At 33.5% G+C, this 20,085-nt stretch carries 20 protein-coding genes and 2 pseudogenes; 14 read left to right on the top strand and 8 right to left on the bottom strand.

Translation table 11 applies throughout. From position 1 onward, the window contains the following. Positions 1-258 precede the first annotated feature (258 nt). From ychF to BKM63_RS13295, 3 genes are all read right to left on the bottom strand, one after another. Complete coding sequence (gene ychF, locus BKM63_RS13305) at positions 259-1,353, bottom strand: redox-regulated ATPase YchF (protein ID WP_071637056.1); 1,095 nt, start codon at positions 1,351-1,353, stop codon at positions 259-261. Positions 1,354-1,793: 440 nt separating this feature from the next. Further along, positions 1,794-2,951: a hypothetical protein gene (locus BKM63_RS13300; RefSeq protein WP_071637055.1), complete on the bottom strand. Its 1,158-nt coding sequence runs from the start codon at positions 2,949-2,951 to the stop codon at positions 1,794-1,796. A 163-nt stretch (positions 2,952-3,114) separates the two neighbouring features. After that, positions 3,115-3,468, bottom strand: coding sequence for a 4Fe-4S dicluster domain-containing protein (locus BKM63_RS13295; RefSeq protein ID WP_071637054.1), 354 nt, complete (start codon positions 3,466-3,468; stop codon positions 3,115-3,117). Positions 3,469-3,617: 149 nt separating this feature from the next. Between BKM63_RS13295 and BKM63_RS13290 the strand changes: the two genes are divergently transcribed. The 6 genes from BKM63_RS13290 to BKM63_RS13265 all read left to right on the top strand — a co-directional run bounded on the left by BKM63_RS13290 (position 3,618) and on the right by BKM63_RS13265 (position 8,551). Continuing rightward, entirely contained in the window at positions 3,618-4,691 is a 1,074-nt protein-coding gene (locus tag BKM63_RS13290) for an acyl-CoA reductase (protein WP_071637053.1), read from the top strand. A gap of 93 nt (positions 4,692-4,784) precedes the next feature. Beyond that, positions 4,785-5,855 carry a 3-phosphoserine/phosphohydroxythreonine transaminase gene (gene serC / locus BKM63_RS13285; RefSeq protein WP_071637052.1) on the top strand — a complete coding sequence of 357 codons (1,071 nt, stop codon included), beginning with the start codon at positions 4,785-4,787 and terminating at the stop codon, positions 5,853-5,855. A gap of 102 nt (positions 5,856-5,957) precedes the next feature. Beyond that, positions 5,958-6,908, top strand: coding sequence for a D-2-hydroxyacid dehydrogenase (locus tag BKM63_RS13280; protein ID WP_071637051.1), 951 nt, complete (start codon positions 5,958-5,960; stop codon positions 6,906-6,908). 105 nt (positions 6,909-7,013) lie between these two features. Next, entirely contained in the window at positions 7,014-7,577 is a 564-nt protein-coding gene (locus BKM63_RS13275; protein WP_071637050.1) for a DUF937 domain-containing protein, read from the top strand. Positions 7,578-7,784: 207 nt separating this feature from the next. After that, positions 7,785-8,216: a DUF6146 family protein gene (locus tag BKM63_RS13270; RefSeq protein WP_071637049.1), complete on the top strand. Its 432-nt coding sequence runs from the start codon at positions 7,785-7,787 to the stop codon at positions 8,214-8,216. A gap of 32 nt (positions 8,217-8,248) precedes the next feature. Then, complete coding sequence (locus tag BKM63_RS13265) at positions 8,249-8,551, top strand: DUF6787 family protein (RefSeq protein ID WP_071637048.1); 303 nt, start codon at positions 8,249-8,251, stop codon at positions 8,549-8,551. On the opposite strand, the gene BKM63_RS13260 is transcribed toward BKM63_RS13265, so the two are convergent. Continuing rightward, complete coding sequence (locus tag BKM63_RS13260) at positions 8,548-8,850, bottom strand: hypothetical protein (RefSeq protein WP_071637047.1); 303 nt, start codon at positions 8,848-8,850, stop codon at positions 8,548-8,550. The two genes, BKM63_RS13265 and BKM63_RS13260, sit on opposite strands and share 4 nt — an antisense overlap. A 286-nt stretch (positions 8,851-9,136) precedes the next feature. Between BKM63_RS13260 and BKM63_RS24040 the strand changes: the two are divergent. From BKM63_RS24040 to BKM63_RS13245, 4 genes and pseudogenes are all read left to right on the top strand, one after another. Beyond that, positions 9,137-9,355 (top strand): annotated as a pseudogene (locus tag BKM63_RS24040) (ATP-binding cassette domain-containing protein); the annotation flags it as partial. Positions 9,356-9,565: 210 nt separating this feature from the next. Beyond that, positions 9,566-10,015 (top strand): annotated as a pseudogene (locus BKM63_RS23920) (ABC transporter ATP-binding protein); the annotation flags it as partial. A gap of 129 nt (positions 10,016-10,144) precedes the next feature. Next, complete coding sequence (locus BKM63_RS13250) at positions 10,145-10,909, top strand: TIGR02757 family protein (RefSeq protein WP_071637045.1); 765 nt, start codon at positions 10,145-10,147, stop codon at positions 10,907-10,909. A gap of 79 nt (positions 10,910-10,988) precedes the next feature. Next, a complete protein-coding gene (locus tag BKM63_RS13245) occupies positions 10,989-12,341 on the top strand; it encodes a DEAD/DEAH box helicase (RefSeq protein WP_071637044.1) in 1,353 nt (450 codons plus the stop codon). Positions 12,342-12,501: 160 nt separating this feature from the next. Here BKM63_RS13245 and BKM63_RS13240 read toward each other — a convergent pair whose 3' ends face one another. Continuing rightward, entirely contained in the window at positions 12,502-13,614 is a 1,113-nt protein-coding gene (locus BKM63_RS13240; protein WP_071637367.1) for a lactonase family protein, read from the bottom strand. A gap of 247 nt (positions 13,615-13,861) precedes the next feature. Here BKM63_RS13240 and BKM63_RS13235 point away from each other — a divergent pair, with 247 nt between their 5' ends. From BKM63_RS13235 to BKM63_RS13220, 4 genes are all read left to right on the top strand, one after another. Next, the gene (locus BKM63_RS13235) at positions 13,862-15,790 is read left to right on the top strand and encodes a vWA domain-containing protein (protein WP_071637043.1); all 1,929 of its coding nucleotides are present in this window, start codon (positions 13,862-13,864) and stop codon (positions 15,788-15,790) included. Positions 15,791-15,857: 67 nt separating this feature from the next. Next, positions 15,858-17,108 (top strand): dihydroorotase, encoded by a 1,251-nt coding sequence (locus tag BKM63_RS13230; RefSeq protein ID WP_071637042.1) that lies wholly within the window; start codon positions 15,858-15,860, stop codon positions 17,106-17,108. A 4-nt stretch (positions 17,109-17,112) separates the two neighbouring features. Then, on the top strand, positions 17,113-17,439 hold the full coding sequence (locus tag BKM63_RS13225; protein ID WP_071637366.1) for a hypothetical protein: 327 nt from the start codon (positions 17,113-17,115) through the stop codon (positions 17,437-17,439). 116 nt (positions 17,440-17,555) lie between these two features. Next, positions 17,556-18,200, top strand: coding sequence for an alpha/beta hydrolase (locus BKM63_RS13220; RefSeq protein ID WP_071637041.1), 645 nt, complete (start codon positions 17,556-17,558; stop codon positions 18,198-18,200). 133 nt (positions 18,201-18,333) lie between these two features. On the opposite strand, the gene BKM63_RS13215 is transcribed toward BKM63_RS13220, so the two are convergent. Genes BKM63_RS13215 through BKM63_RS13205 form a run of 3 tightly spaced genes read right to left on the bottom strand, consistent with a single transcriptional unit; the run spans position 18,334 to position 20,083 of the window. Continuing rightward, on the bottom strand, positions 18,334-18,756 hold the full coding sequence (locus tag BKM63_RS13215; protein ID WP_242661144.1) for a hypothetical protein: 423 nt from the start codon (positions 18,754-18,756) through the stop codon (positions 18,334-18,336). A 45-nt stretch (positions 18,757-18,801) separates the two neighbouring features. Beyond that, positions 18,802-19,305, bottom strand: a complete 504-nt coding sequence (locus BKM63_RS13210) for a hypothetical protein (RefSeq protein ID WP_071637040.1) — start codon at positions 19,303-19,305, stop codon at positions 18,802-18,804. Positions 19,306-19,318: 13 nt separating this feature from the next. Then, a complete protein-coding gene (locus tag BKM63_RS13205; protein ID WP_071637039.1) occupies positions 19,319-20,083 on the bottom strand; it encodes an MBL fold metallo-hydrolase in 765 nt (254 codons plus the stop codon). Positions 20,084-20,085 lie beyond the last annotated feature (2 nt).

Raw genomic sequence — 20,085 nt, 5'->3', positions numbered from 1 at the left:
GTTGCTTCGACTTCGCTCAGCTTGACAAACTTTGCGGAATTAATAGTAATGAGTATTGTATTTTTTATGTCATCCTGAACGAAGTCGAAGGACATGCTAGTAGCTCCATAAAGAATAAGCAAATCTGTAAACGACTTCGACTCGGCTCAGCGTGACAAAGTACCTTAAATTTCATACATAAAAAAAAACTGCTGAATCTCTCCAGCAGTTTTAATCTATTTTCTTGTTTCTTTCTTCTATTATATCTAAGAAAAAAGATTATACGTTAAAACGGAAGTGCATTACATCACCATCTTTAACTACATATTCTTTTCCTTCAACTTTAAATTTTCCAGCTTCTTTTGCTTTTGCTTCAGAACCATACTGAACATAATCTTCGTATGAAATAACTTCTGCACGGATAAAACCTTTTTCAAAATCTGTATGAATAACTCCAGCCGCTTGAGGCGCTGTAGCTCCAATATTGATTGTCCAGGCACGAACTTCTTTTACACCAGCTGTAAAGTAAGTTTGTTGTTTTAACAACTTGTAAGCTGCACGAATTAGAACTGATGCTCCAGGTTCTGTTAGTCCCATATCTTCAAGGAAAACCTGACGCTCTTCATAACTTTCTAATTCTGTAATATCAGCCTCTGCTCCTACTGACAGGATAATAACTTCAGCATCTTCATCTTTTACTAGTTCACGAACCTGATCTACATATTTATTTCCGTTTACAGCAGAACTTTCATCAACATTACAAACATATAAAACCGGTTTAGCTGTAATTAGCTGAAAACCTTCCATTAATACTTCCTCATCATTATTTTGAGGAATAACAGTTCTGGCAGATTTTGCCTGCAATAATGCTTCTCTAATTCTGTTTAATAAAGCTTCTTCTGTCTGAGCTTCTTTATTTCCAGTTTTTGCAGCACGTTTTACTTTTTCTAAACGTTTTTCGATCGTTTCCAAATCTTTCAACTGTAACTCGATATCGATCGTTTCTTTGTCACGAATTGGATTTACATTTCCATCTACGTGAACAATATTATCATTATCAAAACAACGCAAAACGTGAATAATGGCATTACATTCTCTAATGTTTCCTAAAAACTGGTTTCCAAGACCTTCACCTTTACTTGCTCCTTTTACCAAACCTGCAATATCTACGATATCTACGGTTGCCATTTGTACACGCTCTGGTTTTACCAACTCTTCTAACTTGTTGATTCTTGGATCCGGAACGTTTACAACACCAATATTAGGTTCGATTGTACAAAACGGAAAGTTGGCACTTTGCGCTTTTGCATTAGATAAACAATTAAATAATGTTGATTTTCCAACATTTGGTAATCCTACAATTCCTGCTTTCATCTGTTGTTTCTATTTATTTTATTCGGCTCTGAATTGATCAGGCCCGGCCATTAACAATTGTATTGTAATGATTTATGATTTACGTATATAATTTTTATTTCTGCCAAAAATGATATTTTCTGGCTTTAAAATTTTGCAAATATAAGATTTAATACCTCTTAACCGAAGTAAAAATGTGCATTAATATAATTTTACGCTGCCTGCCGAAAAAAACTCAACTTACACGCCTAATTTTTATCTGTTTCATCAAGGTAGTTTTGATCGATATACCAATCAAAAGATGAGTCTCAAGATCGCGCAGCCCGACAACAAACAAAAAATCCTGAACTCTAGTTCAGGATTTTTTTATATCTAAGACATTTCAAATTTCACAATCATCAATCAACCATCATCAATCAACCATTAACAATAAACAACAAACCATAAACCATAAACAAAAACTACATCTTAAACTCCAGCGAACTTACAATTGCTTTTTCTTTATCTGTAGCTGTAAAACCGGAGATATCCCAATAATTGGTCAGGATTTTATTCTTTTTATTAAAAAGAGATTTTTCTTTAAAAACATCGCTTTCATTGTATGTAAAATTCTGTCTGTTAAAATTTGTAGTTATAAAACTATTACGAACGTGAATCTTTTTTATCTCCTCTTTCAACATAAGATTATAAGCGATTTCTTCATTAGAACTCAGCAGATAATAATCGTCCCCATCTAATCTATAATCTACTTTTACAAATGATTTTGTAATATTTTTAGAATTCACGGCTGTTTTCTCTTCCATTTTATCCAAATTCTGAGGCGTGATATCAATTGTAAATTCAATAATCAGTTTCTTTTCCGGATCGTAGATAATCTCAAAATTATCGATTGCTTCTTTCGCTTTATCCAAAGGCGTAATCGTCATCACATAATAATCTTTGTTCTTTGCATGACCTCTGATAATAAAGTCATACTCTTTTTTGGCTTTTGGCTCCAAAAGAGGATCAAAGTATTTAAAATCAGCATAGTTCTTCATGACATTATTTAAATCATATCCTCTTAAATCTGCACTTACATCAGTTTCAAGCAAACCATACGATCTGTTTTGTTCTACCAGAAGTGTTGTAGAGGGATTTCCGGAAAACTGAAAATTAACTAACCCGTCGTTATAATAAGAATATTGATTATTGAGCATGAAAAACTCTCTAACGTAAACTTTAAGCCTATAAGATGATGCCAGTTTTTTTGATGAATTATCTACAAGTTTTTGAAGTACTTTTTGTGGAGACTGCTTAGAAAGAACAATTTCATCTAGTTTGTTGTTATTACTTTTTAGATAAACAATAAATTTTTGATCTCCGTTTAAAGATGTCCAGCGTACGGTCAGAGTTTCATAATTGGTTTCTGATACCTGTACATTAGAACCTCCGGTAAGCATAAAAGTAACCTTACCGTCTTTATTGCTCGATAAAATTTGTTTTGTCTTTAAAATTACAACAGTAGCATTTTCAATAGGCAGCAATGTCTCAATATCTTTTATAATTATAGAGTATTCTTCGCTTTGCGAAAAAACACTTACACTAAATAAGACAAAAAATAAAAGTATGATTTTCCTCATAAGCTTATTAAATTTTCACCTAAAGTATTATTTTTTTGTTAATAAAATAAACACTGAGATATAAAATATTACAAACCAATATAATAAGATTTTCAGATTTCGAATTACTCAAAAAAAAATCCTGAGTTTTAGCTCAGGATTTCAGATATCTTAAATAAATAATTTATTCATCACCATGCAGGAACGCTTGTCTATTTAACAAGGTTTCTTCATCTTCTACGTGATTATCGTCTGGCACACAACAATCAACAGGACAAACAGCAGCACATTGAGGTTCATCGTGAAAACCTTTACACTCTGTACATTTCCCAGGAACGATATAGTAAATTTCGTCCGAAATAGGAGTTTGTGCATCATCAGCATCAACTTCAGTTCCGTCAGGTAAAATTACAGTTCCTGAAAGACTTGTTCCATCTTTGTATCTCCAATCATCTGCTCCTTCATATATTGCTGTATTTGGGCATTCTGGTTCGCAGGCCCCACAGTTTATGCATTCGTCTGTTATAATTATTGCCATTTTGTTAGTCTTAAGGTTAAAAGTCTTAAAGTTATAAAGTCAAACAAACTAAAAGACATTTTCTTTTGACTTGATGACTTTTGACTTTCGACTTAATTATGCTTATTTTTGTGCAAAATTACAATCAAAACAATTCATAAACAAACATTATGACATTAGAAACAAAAAAAAGTGTTTTTGTTGAATTAGGAAAATTTTTAAGTCAGTTTTCTGAAGAGCAATCCGTGAAAAAATCTGACGTTCTATATAATGAGATCTTTTTTGAAGATTTTAAAAATCTAATCCATTTATCGCAGTCTCATAATGGCTGGTATACGCCTGAACAAGTGTATTTTGCAGTAAAATCCTGGGCCGATGCACTGACGGAAGAAAACATCGACAAATGGCTTTCAAGATATACTGCTGAATTTGCTCAGGAGGACAGAAAAGAAAAAACTGTTGCTTTGATCTTAGCAGGAAATATTCCGCTTGTTGGTTTTCATGATTTTCTATCAGTATTAATAACCGGAAACAAAGCGTTGATAAAAACCTCGTCAAATGACCAGCATTTATTACCATTTTTGGCCAAATATTTAATTGCTGTTGATGAAAATCTAAAAGATAAAATCACTTTCGTGGAAGGAAAACTCGAGAATTTCGACACGGTAATCGCCACAGGAAGCAACAATACAGCCCGTTATTTTGAGTATTATTTTAAAGACAAACCTTCAATCATTCGAAAAAACAGAAATTCGGCTGCCGTTTTAAACGGAAAAGAAACAAATGAAGAATTAGAAGCTTTAGGGGAAGATATTTTTAGATATTTTGGTTTGGGATGTCGTAATGTTTCTAAACTTTTTGTACCAAAAGGCTATTCTTTCGATGCTTTTTTTCAGGCAGTTTTTAAATATCAGGATGTTATTCATTATGAAAAATATGCTAATAATTATGATTATAATAAAGCTGTTTTTTTAATGAGCAACTTTAAATTATTAGATAACGGATTTTTGACTTTAAAAGAAGATTCAAGCTACGCCTCGCCTATTTCGAGCGTTTTCTATGAATATTATGAAGATTTTGAAGATTTACAATCCCGTCTTGAAGCTGATAAAGAACAAATTCAATGCATAGTAAGCAGCAATTTAATTAAAAACAGCGTTGCATTTGGCCAAACCCAAAATCCTCAATTGTGGGATTATGCAGATAACGTTGATACTATAACGTTTTTGTTAACAACAAAGTAAAAAAATGTTTAATTATTTCGAATTATTTATCGCTTTTTCAGCTCCTATTGCCGAAATTTGCGTCTTTAAAATTTTCGACTATTAACAACAACCATGAAAAAACACAACTACAGCGCAGGACCAAGTATTTTACCTCAGGAAGTTTTTGAGAAGGCATCAAAAGCAATTTTAAATTTTAATGATTCAGGATTATCTATTCTTGAAATTTCGCACCGAAGCAAAGATTTTGTTGCTGTTATGGATGAAGCTCGTTCGCTGGCTTTAGAATTATTAGGACTTCAGGGAAAAGGATATCAAGCCTTATTTTTACAAGGTGGTGCAAGTACTGCATTCTTGATGGCTCCATATAACTTAATGAAAGAAAACGGAAAAGCGGCTTATTTAGATTCAGGAACCTGGGCAACTGCAGCAATTAAAGAAGCTAAACTTTTTGGAGAAACTATTATCGTAGGTTCGTCTAAAGAAGAAAACTATACACATATTCCAAAAGGTTACGAAATACCAAGTGATGCTGATTATTTTCACTGTACAAGTAACAACACTATTTTTGGAACTCAAATGCAAGAATTCCCATCTACCAATATTCCGGTAGTATGCGATATGAGTTCTGACATTTTCTCTCGTAACTTAGACTTCTCTAAGTTTGACTTAATTTATGCCGGAGCTCAAAAAAATATGGGACCTGCAGGAACAACTCTTGTTGTGGTTAAAGAAGAAATCTTAGGCAAAAACGGAAGAACAATTCCAAGTATGTTAGATTATGCTAAGCATATCAAAGCAGAAAGTATGTACAATACTCCTCCTGTTTTTTCAGTATATGTTTCATTATTAACGTTACAGTGGATCAAAGAAAAAGGCGGAATCGATGCTGTTGAAAAATTAAACAACGCAAAAGCTGCACTTCTTTATGCTGAAATCGACAGAAACCCATTATTTAAAGGTGCTGCTGCTGTTGAAGACCGTTCTAAAATGAATGTAACTTTCTTATTAAACAACCCGGATCATACAGAAACTTTTGATGCTTTGTGGAAAGCGGCAAATATTTCAGGATTGCCAGGACACCGTTCTGTGGGTGGTTACAGAGCTTCTATTTACAATGCTATGCCTATAGAAAGTGTTCAGGTTTTAGTAGATGTAATGAAAGCTTTAGAGTCTAAAGTTTAGTTCTCAGTCTCAGTCTCAGTTTACAATACAAAAAAAGAAAAACTCAATACTTGGTTTATCGATTAAACAATTAAACGATTAACCAAATAAACAATACATACAATGAAAGTATTAGCAAATGATGGAATTTCTAAAAGCGGAATTCTAGCCTTAGAAAAAGGCGGATTTGAAGTTATAACTACAAAAGTAGCTCAGGAACAAGTAGCTAACTTTATCAATGAAAATAATGTAGACGTAATTTTAGTGCGAAGTGCAACTAAAGTTCGTAAAGATATTATCGACGCTTGTCCTGGTATCAAAATCATCGGACGTGGTGGTGTTGGTATGGATAATATTGATGTTGATTATGCTAAAAGCAAAGGAATTCATGTAATCAATACACCGGCTTCATCTTCAGAATCTGTTGCTGAATTGGTTTTTGGACACTTATTTTCTGGTGTTCGTTTCTTACATGACTCTAACAGAAATATGCCTCTAGAAGGAGATTCTAACTTTGACGGCTTGAAAAAAGCTTACGCAAACGGAATTGAATTAAGAGGAAAAACACTTGGAATTGTTGGTATCGGACGTATTGGACAAGCTACTGCAAAAATGGCGCTTGGTTTAGGTATGAAAGTTATCGCAGCTGATAGTTTTATTCCGCAGGTAGATATAAAAGTTGAATTTTTCGACGGACAATCTATCACTACTACAATTGTTTCTCAATCTTTAGAATCATTGTTTAAAGAAGCTGATTTCATCACATTGCACGTTCCTGCTCAAGATGGTTACATTATTGGCGAGAAAGAACTTGAGATCATGAAAGACGGTGTTGGAATCGTAAACTGTGCACGTGGAGGTGTTATCGATGAAGTTGCTTTAGTAAAAGCTTTAGATTCTGGTAAAGTTGCTTTTGCTGGTTTAGACGTTTTCGAAAGCGAACCAAAACCAGAAATGGCGATCTTAATGCACTCTAAAATCTCTTTAACTCCACACATTGGAGCTGCAACAGGAGAAGCACAAGATAGAATTGGTACAGAATTAGCTTCACAAATTATTACTTTGTTGAGCTAGTAATTAAAAAATAGATTATCTTTAGAGGGATTTACTGCTTATTTGTAGTAAATCCCTTTCTTTTTTTTCTTATTTTTGGCGTGTAATTTAAAACTTTTATATATTATGTTTGAACAATTAACCCAATTAGTACAGCAATATGGAGGCGATGCTGTTGTAAACAACAAAGCTGTCCCAAACGAACACAACGAAGCCGTAATCAACGAAACCAGCACTTCTATTTTTGAAAGTTTAAAAAAAATTGTTTCTGAAGGCGGAACCGAACAAATTGCAGGACTGTTTAGCGGCAAATCAGCTATTGACAGCTCAAATCCTATAGTACAGCAAATTCAACAACAATTAAGCGGCAGTCTTGGCCAAAAGTTTGGACTAAGCAGTGCAGATTCAAGCGGAGTTGCATCCAATTTAATTCCGCAGATTTTAGGTTCGTTAGTTAATAAAGCAAAAGATCCAAACGACAACAGTTTTCAAATCTCGGATATCATCAATTCAATTTCAGGAAACAGCGGACAAGCTTCAGGAATAATGGATACCATCTCAAAATACGGAATGCAATTTGGCCTTGACCAAAACAACGACGGAAAAGTTGATGTAGCAGATGTACTTGTAGTAACAAAAAGCAAAGGCGGTATAGCTGGTTTTATTGGTAAATTGTTTGGAAGTAAATAGCTCTAAGATGCTTAAATGCTGAGATTCTGAGATACTTAGGTGCTGAAAATCTAAAATTCAAGTAAAAATATTAAAAGCTGTTTATTTTCATAAACGGCTTTTTTGTTTGATCTAATAAACTCAGCTGCTAAAAACCTAAGAAACTTAGCAACTTAGATCCTTAACCACTTAAAAAAAAATCGTATCTTTAAGTCTTCAAGAAAAGTTATGAAAAAGGGGCTTTCCATATTATTTCTTTTTCTCATTATAATTGCGTGTTCTACAACATCGCAACAGATTGCGAGCGCAGCAGATTCTCCTAAAAAAGGAAGTGATACTGTACGAATTGCTAACGATTCTTTAGAATATGAAGTTATTATAATTGATAACGGATTTAATAATTGGCTTGCCTCGAGAGCTTTGCCAAGAAACTATCATTCATTGGCTTTTCTGGAAAACAAAAATTACTTATATGTAACAGAGTGGAATAATCGTGTTTTACAACCGCAGCGTTATAATCCTAGTTTATATGAAATGACAATCGATTATCGGCCAAATATTCATTATGGCTACGAAGTAAATTACTTAATTTACAATTACATGATTTATTTTCAAAATACTTACAAACAAAAGCTTTGGGGTAATGTTCCTTCAAGATAATGTTACTATATTTGTAATCATTACAAATAGCAATGAATAGATTAAAGAAACGCTGGGGAATTACCTCAAATCTACAAGCCATTATTATACTTATCGTTTTTGCCATTACAGGATCGGCATCTGCTTGGCTGTCTAAACCATTTTGCATTTGGCTAGGCATCACAAAAGAAGATTTTGGAGGGTGGTTTACCTTAATCCGCCTAATTATAATATTCCCTATTTATCAGGTTTTACTCGTTGCAATAGGAACTGTTTTTGGGCAGTTTAAATTCTTTTGGAACTTCGAAAAGAAAATGCTTAAAAATATGGGATTAGGATTTCTCTTTAAAGATTAAATTTTCATGCGTTCGCTGGAAAAGAAATACGTATAAATCCACGTAAGTGTAAAAGACGGAATTATATCTGTAAACGGGATTATCTCTTCGATAAAAGTCAAAACACTCGCGACTTTCCCAACTCGTCCTTTATACATTCTGCTCATAATAATAGCTGCGATTGGCGCCCAGATTACATCTGAAAATTCCCCAAGAAGCGGAATAGAAAAAGAAACCATACCAATTCCATCCAAAATTAAACCAATTATTAATTTTGATATTCTTTTATTACTGTCTTCTATAACATTCAATTCCTGCATTTTACGTCAAGTTTAGTTTAAACCAAAAATAAAATAATCTGTTTGTCCAATTTTATTTTATTTCACAAATTAATTTCGAAATTCCCATATCAAGAAACGTACCCTTTTTAAAATTTCAGGTTTTAGATTGTAGGTTTTAGATTTTTGAAATTATAATTTTATGAAATTCCTGTGTTTCTGAAAGAAGTCAAAGGATTTGGAATTTCAGGATTTAAAAAAATTCAATTTTTTGTAATTTGATTCTAAGCATAATTCTTTGTTTCTTTGTAAAAACAGTTTCGCTAAAATGATACAAGCAAAAAACATACATAAATTCTACGACAAACTCGAAGTTTTAAAAGGAGTTGATTTACATATTAAAAAAGGAGAAATTGTTTCTATCGTAGGAGCTTCCGGTGCCGGAAAAACAACTTTACTTCAAATACTAGGAACCTTAGATAAACCCGAAATTAATTCAGAATCATCATTAACAATCAATGGTAAAAATATTCTAAAACTTCAGAATGTTGAAACTGACAATTCAAAAGAAGAAAAAACATTCAAAATAATAAGCTGGACAGGAGCTGTTTATATTATAATCCTGACTGTTTACTTATTGTTTTTTAGAACTAAAATCTTCGACGATACGCTGCGATTAGTAGTTATTGGCGTTTTATTTTCACCCATAATTTCAATGCTTGTTTATTATAACAGATATTTTAAAAGAAAAAGCAAACAAGACAAAGTATTATCAGATTTCAGAAATCTAAATCTTGGTTTCATTTTTCAATTTCATCAATTATTACCAGAGTTTACCGCTTTAGAAAACGTGTGTATTCCGGCTTTTATGGCCAATAAACCAAAAGCTGAAACCGAAAAAGAAGCTAAAAAAATACTGGAATATTTAGGATTATCGCATAGAATCAACCACAAACCAAACGAACTTTCGGGTGGAGAACAACAGCGTGTTGCTGTAGCACGAGCTTTAATCAACAAACCCGATGTTATTTTTGCCGATGAACCTTCTGGAAATCTGGATACACATTCAGCCGAAAACCTGCATCAGCTGTTTTTCCAGCTTCGCGACGAATTTGGACAGACTTTTGTAATTGTAACACACAACGAAGAACTGGCAAACATGGCTGATAGAAAATTAGTGATGATTGACGGACAAATCAGCAATTAGGGCAATTGGGAGCTATTTCCTGCTGTCCTTCCAATCTTTTATGCCTCCCGAAGCATGAGACCGGCATAAAAGGATTGTCTCTCCCATCAGGATTAGGGCATTCAAATTTATAAGAAGATTTCATTTAAAATGAACCAAAAAGAACTCAAAGAATTTCTCGACGAAAAAGTCATTCAATATAACAATCAGGATTTCATAGAAAGTGATCCCGTTCAGATTCCGCATCTCTTTACCCAAAAAGAAGATATCGAAATTGCGGGTTTTCTAAGTGCTTCTATTGCTTGGGGAAACCGTAAAATGATCATCAAAAACTCACATAAAATGATGGAATTAATGGGAAATACCCCTTATGATTTCGTCATGACACATTCTGAAGATGATTTAGCAAGATTAGAAACTTTTGTTCACCGCACGTTTAATGGAAAAGATTTTGGAGGATTCATTAAAGGTTTACAGCACATCTACAAAAACCATAACGGACTCGAAGCGGTTTTTGCCAAAAATCAGGAAAAAGATAGTTTGCAGAAAAGCATAAGCGAATTCAAGAAAATTTTCTTCGAAATCAATCATTTACCCCGAACTCAAAAACACATTTCAGATCCATTGAATAATTCGGCAGCAAAACGTATCAATATGTATTTGCGCTGGATGGTTCGTCAGGACACAAAAGGAGTCGATTTAGGAATATGGAAAACCATTTCTCCGGCTGTATTGTCTTGTCCGCTTGATGTTCATTCGGGAAATGTTGCCAGAAAATTAGGCATCTTAAAGCGAAAACAAAATGACGCAAAAGCGTTATTGGAATTAGACACTAAACTAAGAAAAATGGATGCTCAAGATCCTGTAAAATACGATTTTGCTTTGTTTGGATTGGGTGTTTTTGAAGGGTTTTAAATTTGAGAATCATATCTAAAATTACAAATTCTACAAAAAACCATCATTTTAACGTACATTTGCACAAAATTTAATGCAAATGAGCACTTTCGAAAAATTCAATCTTCCAAAATCTTTACAAAAAGCAATCGACGAACTGGGATTTGTTACACCAACTCCTATTCAGGAAAAATCTTTCTCTGTAATCATGTCTGGACGTGATATGATGGGAATTGCACAAACCGGAACCGGTAAAACATTTGCCTATTTACTGCCTCTTTTAAAACTTTACAAGTTTACCAATACTAATACGCCAAAGATTGTTGTACTTGTTCCAACGCGTGAATTAGTTGTTCAGGTTGTAGAAGAAGTTGAAAAACTGACTAAATATATGTCGGTTAAAACACTTGGTATTTACGGAGGTGTAAACATCAATACACAAAAAAAAGCCGTTTACGAAGGTGTCGATATTTTAGTAGGAACTCCCGGCCGTACAATGGATTTAGCTCTTGACGCCGTTGTTCGTTTTGATGAAACTCAAAAACTAGTAATCGACGAATTCGACGAAATGCTGAATTTAGGTTTCCGTACACAATTGACGGCACTTTTGGCCATGATGAAAACAAAACGTCAAAATATATTATTCTCTGCAACAATGACTGATGAAGTAGATGCTGTATTGAATGACTTTTTTGACTTTCCTGAAGAAGTAACACTTGCCGCTTCTGGGACACCGCTTGAAAAAATTACTCAAATTACCTATAACGTTCCAAATTTCAATACCAAAGTAAATCTTCTAAAACATTTATTACAGAATGACGAAAACATGAGTCGTGTTTTGGTTTTCGTAAACAATAAAAAGATTTCGGATATGCTTCATACCCGAATTGAAGAAGATTTTGAAGGCCAATTTGGAGTAATTCACTCTAATAAATCTCAAAACTACCGTTTGAGTACAATGGCTGAATTTCAGGAAGGAAATCTTCGCGGCTTAATTACAACAGATATTATGGCAAGAGGTTTGGATATTTCTGATATCACGCACGTTATTAACTTTGAACTTCCGGAAGAGCCTGAATTGTATATGCACAGAATTGGTCGTACAGGTCGTGCAGATGCAGCCGGAACAGCCATTAGTTTTGTCACTCCAAGAGAAGAGGAATTTAAAATTGAAGTTGAAGTTTTAATGAACCAGGAACTTGAAATTACTGATTTTCCTGAAGAAGTTGAAGTTTCATCTAAACTAATTGAACCTGAGAAAGACAAACAGCCTATTAAGTTTTTAATGAAAAAAGTAAAACTTGAAGGCGACGGAGCTTTTCACGAAAAGTCTAAGAAGAACAAAAAAGTTAACTTAGGTGGTCCATCAAAAACAAAAAAGAAAACACACGGTTCTGTCAATCGAAATATGCTAAAAACGAGAGATAAGAAGAGGAAGGATAATAATAAATAATTTTTAGAGGCTAAGGTGCTAAGGCTCTAAGTTACTAAGGCTCTAAGTTTTTTTTCAATTATAAAGGCTCACAAAATTCAAAGTTTTATTTTGAATCTTGTGAGCCTTTTAGTTAGCTCTTAGTGCCTTAGAACCTTAGCCCCTAAGCATCTTAAAAAAACTATATCTTCGTAAACACCAAACCAACTGGCGAACACAATTGAATTCTTTTTCCGGTATCTGTAATTTTTCCGGTAGTGATATCTCTTTTAAAAATCACAATATCATTGGTGTATTGGTGTCCCACTAATAAGTAATTTCCTGTTGGATCAATAGCAAAATCTCTAGGGCCTTTTCCTAGAGTACTTACCTGCTCAACAAGTTCAATACTTCCATTTTTAAGAACTTTATAAACAGCAATAGAATTAGCATCTACACGATCTGAAACATATAAGAAGTTTCCATCAGGCGAAATTTTAATTGCTGCAGCACCAGTTCCTCCGGTAAAACCTTTTGGTAAAATACTCGTTTCGGCAATTACTTTTAGAGTTCCAGCTTTATCATAACTAAAAGTAGTCAGTGTAGCATCCAGTTCCTGAATTAAATAGACGAATTTGCCATCTTTACTAAATGTCAAATGTCTTGGCCCGCTTCCCGGCTTAACATCAACACTTCCTTTTAAAGTCAGAATTTCGTTTTTAGAATTCGGATTGTATTTATAAATAAAGACTTTATCTAAACCTAAATCGTTCGACAGAACAAACTTTTTGTCTGGCGAAAAAGCAACCATATGAACGTGAGCTTTTTCCTGACGTGCCGCGTTTGGACCCTTTCCTTCATGCTGAATCAATTGCTGTACCTCAGATATACTGCCATCTGTATTCTTTTTGTAAACTACAATATTCCCACCGGAATAATTGGCTGCAATTACATTTTTGTCATCATTTATTAAATGACAAGGATCTGCTCCTAAAGCATCATTTTTATTCAAAAAATTAATTTTCCCTGAGCCCGAGTCATAACCAAATGCACTTACAGTACTATGGGTTCCGTTTTCATTTACGGCATAAATAAATTTATTATCTGCCGAAACCGATAAATAACTTGGACTTACCACATTTTCTGAAGAACTTTTCAGTTTAAAATCGCCCGAAACAGCATCGAATTCATAAACGTAGATTCCGTTACTCTGGCATGTATTGGTATAAGTTCCAACCAAAAGGTTAAATTTATTTTGAGCACTTGCAGTTGTGACTGCCAGAGCGGAAAATAATACTAGATATATTTTTTTCATAATTTGTTTTTTTGAATACGCTAAAATAAGCAATAATATCTTTTTCAGCATTACAAACAGAACCAGAAAAGTTACATTTTAAAAAAGGATTTGTGCCATATAAGTTATATAAGTTCATTTTCGTTTAACTTGAAGAACTTTTGCTTACAATCCCTTACATTACTTATATGGTTCAAACAAAAAAATTTGTATTTTTGACCAGCATCTTCGCGAAAAATAAAACGTAGTGAAGTAAATCGAAGCCAGAATGCACTTTAAACAGCCCGAAATTCTATACTTTCTTTTTTTATTGATTGTTCCAATTTTGGTTCATTTATTTCAATTACGACGTTTTAAAACCTCTTATTTTACTAATGTCCGTTTCTTAAAAGAACTGGCAGTTCAAACCCGTAAAAGTTCAAAAATCAAAAAAAGATTATTGCTGGCCACTCGTCTTTTATTGCTTACATGCGCTATTATAGCTTTTTCACAGCCTTTTTTTGAAGCCAAAGACAGTCAGAACGCCTCAAACGAAATGTATATTATTCTAGACAATTCGTTTAGTATGCAGGCAAAAGGCAAAAAAGGAGAATTACTAAAACGCGCCGTTCAGGAATTACTGGAAAACACACCCGAAAATGCTCAGTTTTCTTTATTAACAAACACTGAAAATTATTGGAATACTGATATTAAATCAGCTAAAAGTGCTTTACAAAACTTAAAATACAGCGCCACGCCATTTGAACTTTCGTCTATTATGGCAAAAGTAAAAGTACATAAATCAGCACATAAAAAAGATATTGTAATCATATCTGATGCAGTTGGCTTAACCGAAAACGATATTAAAAACATTGATTCAGAAGAAAAACCCTATTTTATAATTCCGGAAGCCGAACAAAAAAATAACATTTCTATTGACAGTGTTTACATCAATCAGACTTTAGAAAATTTCTATGAAATAAGCGTTAATTTATCAGCTTATGGCGAAGATTTCAAACCTGTTTCGACCGCTTTGTACAATCAAAACAAACTGATTGCCAAAACCATTATCAATTTTGATTCGAAGAAAAAGAAAATCAACTTTACAATTCCAAAAGAAGCATTTCACGGTTATGTTTCCATTGAAGATAACGGCTTGACTTATGATAACAGATTGTTTTTCAGTATTTCTAAAAACAAAAAAACAAATGTAATCAGCATTGGCGAACCTGAAAAAAGCAATTTCTTATCCAGAATTTACACTTCGGCCGAATTCAATTATTCCAATTACTCCATCAGTTCTCTGGATTACAATAGTTTAGAAAAACAAAACACAATCATTTTAAACGAATTAAATGAAATTCCACAAGCTCTCCAGACGACTCTAAAAGCATTTGTTTCTAAAGGCGGAAATCTGGTCGTAATTCCTTCTGAAAAAAGTTCAATTTCAAATTTGAATTCATTTTTAGGGAATTTTGGAAAAGTTCAGTTTAATAATTGGAAAACGGAAAGTAAACTAATTACCAAAATCAATTTTGATCATCCTTTATTTTCAGGAGTTTTTGAAAATAAAATCACAAATTTTCAATATCCAAAAACAAACAGTTCATTTGATATTTCGAGTCCCTATCCAGCCGTTCTATCTTATGAAGATCAAAGTACATTTGTTACAGCGATTCAAAATCCAACTGCAGGAATTACAATATTCTCTGCACCCATAAATTCGAATAATTCAAACTTTCAGCAATCACCGTTAATTGTTCCTTTATTTTACAAAATAGCACAGAACAATCAGAAAACCGGAGTAAACGCATTGACAATTGGAAACAATCAGCCCTATTTTGTGGACGTATTATTAACAAAAGATGCTATTTTGGAAGTAAAAGGCAATGAAGATTCATTTATACCGATTCAGCAGATATTAAATAACAAAGTCAAATTAACGTTTAACGATTTCCCTGAAACAGCTGGAAACTACAGCGTTTTTGATAAAAAAGAACAGGTTGAAAATTTGAGTTTCAATTACAAAAGAACCGAAAGTGATTTGAGTAAAGTAAACACAAACGTGGTTTCTGATTTTAAAACCGCCGATACGATTTCGACCATTTTTAACACCTTGCAAACTGAGCGAACTGACAGCCAAATTTGGAAATGGTTTGTTATCTTTGCACTGTTATTTTTAGCATTAGAAATAGCAATTATCAAGTTTGTAAAATAAATTTAACAACAATCTAAAAGCGTTTTATTTTTTACAAAAATCATTTTACGACAAAAAAATCTACAATATGAAAATAATCATCAAAAGCGCCAAAATTATCGACTCCAAAAGTCCGTTTCATAACCAGACCGTTGATCTTTTAATTGCAGATGGTTTAATAGAAAAAATAGGAGTTTCACTTCCAAATGACGATGCAAAAGAAGTAAAGTTCGACGATCTTCATGTTTCTCAAGGATGGTTTGACAGCAGTGTTTCTCTTGGGGAACCAGGTTACGAAGACAGAGAAACTATTGCAAACGGATTAAATGTTGCTGCAAAAAGCGGCTTTACTGCAATTGCCCTGCAGCCGAACTCCTTCCCTATTATCGACAATCAGTCTCAGGTAAATTTTGTAAAAAATAAAGCAAATGGTTCTGCAACAGAAATCTTTCCAATTGGTGCCTTAACAAAAGCCAGCGAAGGAAAAGATATGGCAGAACTTTATGACATGAAAAAAGCCGGAGCCATAGCTTTTGGTGATTACAACAAAAGTATCGACAATGCTAATCTGCTAAAAATCGCTTTGCAATACGTACAGGATTTTGATGGTTTGGTAATCACTTACTCGCAGGATCCAAATATCAAAGGAAACGGAGTTGCCAATGAAGGAATTGTTTCGACAAGATTAGGTCTAAAAGGCATTCCAAATTTAGCCGAAGAACTTCAAATTTCAAGGAACTTATTTTTACTGGAATATACTGGCGGAAAACTTCACATCCCGACTATTTCTACAGCAAAATCAGTTCAACTTATAAGAGAAGCTAAAGCAAAAGGCCTAAACGTAACAGCAAGCGCCTCTGTACATCATTTGGTTTTAACCGATGAAAAACTGGATGGTTTTGACACTCGTTTTAAAGTAACACCGCCATTACGTACTGAAGTCGACAGACAAGCTTTGTTAAACGGAATCGCTGATGGAACTATTGATATGATTACATCAGACCACAATCCGATTGATATTGAATTCAAAAAAATGGAATTTGATACTGCGAAAAACGGAACAATTGGTCTAGAAAGTGCCTTTGGTGCCTTATTAACGGTTTTACCGCTAGAAACTATCGTTGCAAAACTAACTTCCGGAAGAGCTGTTTTTGGCTTAGAAAACAACACTATTGAAGAAGGTGCAAAAGCGAATTTTACATTATTTACTCCAGAAGGAAAATCGACTTTTACAAAAGAAAACATTCTTTCTAAATCTAAAAATTCTGCTTTTTTAGGTACTGAAATCAAAGGTGCTGTATACGGAATTTTAAATCAAAATCAACTTGTTACAAAATAATACAATGAAGAATACAATCGAAGAAGGAAAATCAATTGCCATTACAAGTTACATTTTAATTATTGGTGTTTTGATTGCCATGTCTATGAATTCTGAAAACAAAAATAGTTTTGCGTCCTTTCATATTCGCCAGGCATTAGGTTTGTCTCTGACTTTTATTTCTTTTGGAGCAATAATAAGCAATTTTGACAGCTTTTTTATCACTTTCCCAATGTGGATTTGTATTTCAATTCTTTGGACTTACGGAATCTTTACTGCTATTCAGGGACAAACCAAACCAATTCCTTTAGTTGGAGAATTATTTCAAAAATGGTTTAAAAATATTGGGTAATCTTTAAATTCCAATTTCAAAAATCCCAAATTCCAACTTGAAATTTTGTCAAAGTTGAGAACTGAAAACTGAGACTGTGACTAAAAAATCAACAACTTACAATTCACAATTAAAATATGAGTCTATCTTTAGAATATAAAATAAGAGAACCAAAAGTAATTTTAGATAAAAATCCGTTATTGCTTTTATTACATGGATATGGCAGCAACGAAGCCGATTTGTTTTCATTTGCCTCAGAACTTCCTGACAACTATTATATCATTTCGGCCAGAGCGCCATACGATTTACAATACGGTGCTTATGCGTGGTATGCAATTAATTTTGATGCCGATCAGAATAAATTTTCTGATAATGAGCAGGCTAAAACTTCGAGAGACGTAATTGCTTCTTTTATTGATGAATTAGTCGCAAATTATCCAATTGATGCTAACAATGTAACTTTGATTGGATTTAGCCAGGGATCAATCTTAAGTTATGCAACGGCACTTTCTTATCCGGAAAAAATTCAAAGAGTTGTGGCAATGAGCGGTTATTTTAATGAAGAAATCATTAAAGAAGGTTTCGACAAAAACGACTTTAAAAACCTAAAAATATTCGCCTCTCACGGAACTGTAGATCAGGTTATTCCAATAGAATGGGCTAGAAAAACCCCGGCAATTTTAGAAAAACTAAATATTCCGGTTACGTATAAAGAATATCCTGTTGGTCACGGAGTGGCTCCACAAAATTTCTTTGATTTTAAGAATTGGCTGGCTTTATAAGTTTACAGTATTCAGTCGCAGTTTACAGCTTAACTTTGTCAAAGTTTGAAACTTTGACAAAGTTCAAGATTGAAATTTTAAAGATAAAAACTGAAAACTGCGACTAAATACTAAATATGACTGAATACTAAAATCACTCTCCTGTATAAATAATCTTCCCGGCTTTTTTCAGCACATATCCTTTCCAGGGAATTAATTGGTAATCGTTTTTATTCCAGGAATCCCCTTCAGATTTTCTTTCTAAAATAATGGATTCTTTTTGAGTGTCAAGGAAAAGTTCAGCTTTATTACCTTCAAAAATTACGTAGGCAGCGGTTGTATATGCCTTACCCGTTTCTTCTGCATGCGATAATTTTGTTCCTTCAAAAATTCGAATACATTCTTTTTTTAGTGTTGACCAAGTATAACCTGCAGACGCTTTACAACCATGAGAATCAGCATCTCCTCCAACTACAACTTTCTGCGGTTCTTTTGTAATTACATTTTCCTGTGAAACTTTTTTACCACAAGAAAATGCGGCACTTACAATAATCGAAAACAAAAACATCTTTTTCATAATCCTAGTTTATTTTAAGGTCAAAAAAAATAGGATTATAAAATCCTATTTTTGGTATAACCAAGTTTGATTTACTTCAAAAGTAATATTATCATCGTTATCTACAAAATATTTTAACAAGACTTCTCCCCATAATTCTCCATTACTGTAATCTGCAATGATCCATCTGTGGTTCAAAATTTTTACTTTATTGATAATAAATTTATTTGGACCAATCTGATCCTGCCCCGTATACGGATTCCCTTTTGGGTTTGCATTAAAATCTAACAATTTCTCTGTTACAACCGGAATCAGTTTTTCGAATAAAATTACTTTTCCTCCAGATGCGCTGTTATCAAAATAGTTCTGTGCATTTTCATTATGTTCCAAAGAAAAATAATCTGCTTCAGCAAGTTTTGCCGATACCAAATTGATACTGTCTCTTAGCTTTTTTGTAGTTTTCTCATATCTTTCTTCACCAAATTTTACTTCACGGCTGTAAAACATATAAGTAAAAACATTCATTAATATCGCAAGGATAAAAAGGTAAAGCATTAGGGATTTTTTCATTTTGTGGGTATAATTAAATTGTAATTTCTAAATTGTCGTAAGCCAGAAAAACATTCTCAGGAAGTTGTTTCTGAACTTCTTCGTGAAAACCTAAAACATGACTGATGTGAGTTAAATACGCTTTTTGTGGTTTTACCAGATTAATAAAATCCAGCGCTTCCTGCAAGTTAAAATGAGTATCGTGAGGTTCAACCCGCAAAGCATTTACAACTAAAACTTTTAAGCCTTTCAATTTATCAATTTCGGCTTGTTCGATTGTTTTTACATCGGTTAAATACGCAAAATCATCAATTCGATAGCCAAAAACCTGTAAATCGCCATGCATGGCGTTTATTGGAATGGCCAATTTGTCGCCAACAGCAAAAGATTGATCGTTTTTAACTTCAATTGTTTTTACACTTGGGGCGCCGGGATATTTGTTTACGGTTTCGAAAACATAATCAAAACGTCGTCTAAGGTTATCCAAGACGCGTTTATGTCCGTAAATTGGAATTTCTCCCTGTCGGAAATTAAATGGACGAATATCATCTAAACCGGCCGTATGATCAGCATGTTCATGTGTAAATAAAATAGCATCGAGTTTTCGGCATCCGCAGGAAAGCATCTGCTGCCTGAAATCAGGACCGCAATCGATTACAAATGAGTGCTCATCCCACGTAATCCAGATGGATACGCGGAGCCTTTTGTCCTTAGCATCAGTGCTTTTGCAAACAGGATGATCGATTCCGATAATCGGAATACCTTGAGAAGTACCAGTACCTAAAAAATAGACCTTCAATT

It is taken from the genome of Flavobacterium johnsoniae (assembly GCF_001879205.1).
Lineage (GTDB): Bacteria > Bacteroidota > Bacteroidia > Flavobacteriales > Flavobacteriaceae > Flavobacterium > Flavobacterium johnsoniae_A.
The sequence above is the reverse complement of the archived record's forward strand: the minus strand, read 5'-3'. Positions and strand labels throughout refer to the sequence as shown.